Annotated in this window: 5 protein-coding genes; 2 read left to right on the top strand and 3 right to left on the bottom strand. The window is 39.7% G+C overall.

Annotated elements, in window-relative coordinates; all coding sequences use genetic code 11:
- Nucleotides 1–88: 88 nt before the first annotated feature.
- Both ABGX27_02625 and ABGX27_02620 read right to left on the bottom strand, forming a co-directional pair.
- Nucleotides 89–385, bottom strand: a complete 297-nt coding sequence (locus ABGX27_02625) for a hypothetical protein (protein MEO2068386.1) — start codon at nucleotides 383–385, stop codon at nucleotides 89–91.
- Between the two features lie 6 nt (nucleotides 386–391).
- Nucleotides 392–571: a helix-turn-helix domain-containing protein gene (locus tag ABGX27_02620; protein MEO2068385.1), complete on the bottom strand. Its 180-nt coding sequence runs from the start codon at nucleotides 569–571 to the stop codon at nucleotides 392–394.
- 243 nt (nucleotides 572–814) lie between these two features.
- On the opposite strand from ABGX27_02620, the gene ABGX27_02615 reads away from it, so the two are divergent.
- Together ABGX27_02615 and ABGX27_02610 are read left to right on the top strand one after the other, a co-directional pair.
- Nucleotides 815–1,297 (top strand): hypothetical protein, encoded by a 483-nt coding sequence (locus ABGX27_02615; protein MEO2068384.1) that lies wholly within the window; start codon nucleotides 815–817, stop codon nucleotides 1,295–1,297.
- Nucleotides 1,242–1,532 (top strand): hypothetical protein, encoded by a 291-nt coding sequence (locus ABGX27_02610; protein ID MEO2068383.1) that lies wholly within the window; start codon nucleotides 1,242–1,244, stop codon nucleotides 1,530–1,532. The genes ABGX27_02615 and ABGX27_02610 overlap by 56 nt, the downstream gene beginning before the upstream one ends.
- Nucleotides 1,533–1,777: 245 nt before the next feature.
- On the opposite strand, the gene ABGX27_02605 is transcribed toward ABGX27_02610, so the two are convergent.
- Nucleotides 1,778–2,175, bottom strand: a 398-nt coding sequence (locus ABGX27_02605; protein MEO2068382.1) for a hypothetical protein, incomplete at its 5' end; no start/stop codon positions are given.

Genomic DNA, 2,175 nt, shown 5'->3' with positions numbered 1-2,175 from the left:
GAAAGTAGTTTTCCTAATTTTACCACAGTTTCAAAGTCAACACCCCTTCGGAGTGTCGGGCTGTATCCCCGCTTTGAAAAGCGGGGTTTTAGCCTGTCGTTTTTCTATAAAAATTCCAGGTGTCCTGCCAGCTCTGAGCACGAGAGAGAAACTGATACGTATTGGTAGCTCTCTCAACAAAAGGAATAAGAAACTCTTCATCGTCCCTTCTGTGAGTGTTTTCAACAATCCCCTGCAGATACTTGGCACCGGGAGGTATGGGAGAAAGCCTACAACCAAACCTCCCAAATTCTCGGTTCCACTCTTCAAGTTTCTTCTTGCTTCCACTGCAGAACGCAGAATCGTTATCGAACCTGATCTCTATCTCCGTCCTGACGTTGTGCATCCTAATCTATTTTATCCCAGACTTTCTTGGGTTTCCGGGAAGGTCTTCAAGTGTTCCGTCCCTTGCTCTTCTCACTGTTTTCCTGTCAATGTTCAACACTTTTGCTGTTTTTGATACGTTCTCTTTGTTCTGTTCTAAGACTTTTCTCACAAGCTCTCTCGCACGGGCAGGGTTTTCTAAGCTCATGGTATAGGTTAATATCCACCATTAGGGCTGTCCTCCTGGTAAGGGCTTTGGTGTTCTGAAGAGTGGGATGTTAAGTGCTCTTAGTATTTTAGCTACCAGGTGGGCAGCCTTTCTTCTTGGGTATGGGTGGGGAGAATGTGCATACCTATGCGGGCGTGAGATGAAGAAATTCTTGAAAAAGCTAAAAACCTTTGCCGGAATAACTTTTCTGATGAATGCCCCGAGTGGAAGGAAGTAAAAGAGTTGATTGAAAAATGGGAACTGCAAGAGGAAATTGAAAAACGGTTCTTAAAAAGGCTGAAATCCCTTGAATGGAACAGTAGGGAACAGATTAAAGCAAACTTTCCAAAGCTTTGGGAAACAGAGGAAAAATATAGATGGCATGTTAACAAGAGGATTGAGAAGGGACATGTTCTCTCTGAGGATGAATACATAGAAAAAGTCTTTGAAGTTCTATCAGAGCATACCTCCGTGATTATTTACGAAGCACCTAAGTGGAAAAGCGAGAATCTTTGGCATAGAATTTTCTATAGTAGGAAATGTAAGTGGGTTGTTATTGTGGGAGAAACTGGAAGCATATTAACTGCTTATAGGGTAGAAAGAGAGGAGTTCCAAAAGTCATTAAAGAATCTGGAAGATGTAGGTTATAAGTCGTTTAGAGGGGCTAAAAGTGAGCGAATTAAAGAGATTTGTAGAAGAATATTGTTACTGGTTAGAGGCAAGTAAAGAAGGTTTTGAAACGGATATAGCAGAAATTATGCTATGGGCTGTTTACAGAGAAGATGTAGGCAAACACGCTCACCTTCTTCCTGAAGAAGAGAAACTGAAAGTTATTGAAGCAGACGAAATAGCCCAAAGGCTTGCCAAAGAGAAGAAAGGAACGGAAGCAGGTTTGGGCTTTGAGCAGATTGTAAAAGTAATTAAGCAGTATCCTATCTTTAAGCCCACCAAAACCGCCTAATCTTGCCGGCTTGGATTGGCTTCTACGTGTGACAATTTTCACAACAGTTGACTTATCCACAACTTAACTGTGGATAACTTTCGGGGCCGAAAAGAGGGAACAGATTTTGGGTTAAAAAAGTGGGGGCAGGTTTTTGATGATTACAACAGTGATTTGGAAATAGTAAATCCATGAATTAAAGCCGTCTGAGAAAATAATTTTCTTAAAACCCAGTTCCTCGCGAAGTTTAAGTCTGTAAAGTTCTGTTAAAAATCAAAATCAAACTCGTTATTTCCGTTAAAGGAGTAATCATCAGTAGCCAAAACATCTAAATCCTTTTGCTTAGAGAACATTCCCTCTAACAATTCTCTTTTTTTAAGAATGATAGGAAGCGACAGGAGATTTGATAGTTTAGTGATATTCTTTTTTGAAAGTTCGTGTGTCTGAAAAGAAGGTATGTCAAAAACTAATACTCTTTTTATATCTCCACTTTTATCGGCTACTACAACAATAAAATAAGGGATATAGTTGCGCGCCAAAAGCGACTGATAATTTGATACGAACTCCTGCTTAATCTGTTCTATTCTGTCTTTTAGTGATTGTTCCTTTGTTAATAGAAATTCAATGACTGCTACAGGAATTTTTTCTACTGGTATTTCATCTT

Source organism: Desulfurobacteriaceae bacterium (assembly GCA_039832905.1).
Classification (GTDB): domain Bacteria; phylum Aquificota; class Aquificia; order Desulfurobacteriales; family Desulfurobacteriaceae; genus Desulfurobacterium.
The sequence above is the reverse complement of the archived record's forward strand: the minus strand, read 5'-3'. Positions and strand labels throughout refer to the sequence as shown.

Coding starts and splice junctions, on each gene's coding strand:
- ABGX27_02625 (MEO2068386.1), bottom strand. CDS start 385: ATGCACAACGTCAGGACGGAGATAGAGATCAGGTTCGATAACGATTCT.
- ABGX27_02620 (MEO2068385.1), bottom strand. CDS start 571: ATGAGCTTAGAAAACCCTGCCCGTGCGAGAGAGCTTGTGAGAAAAGTC.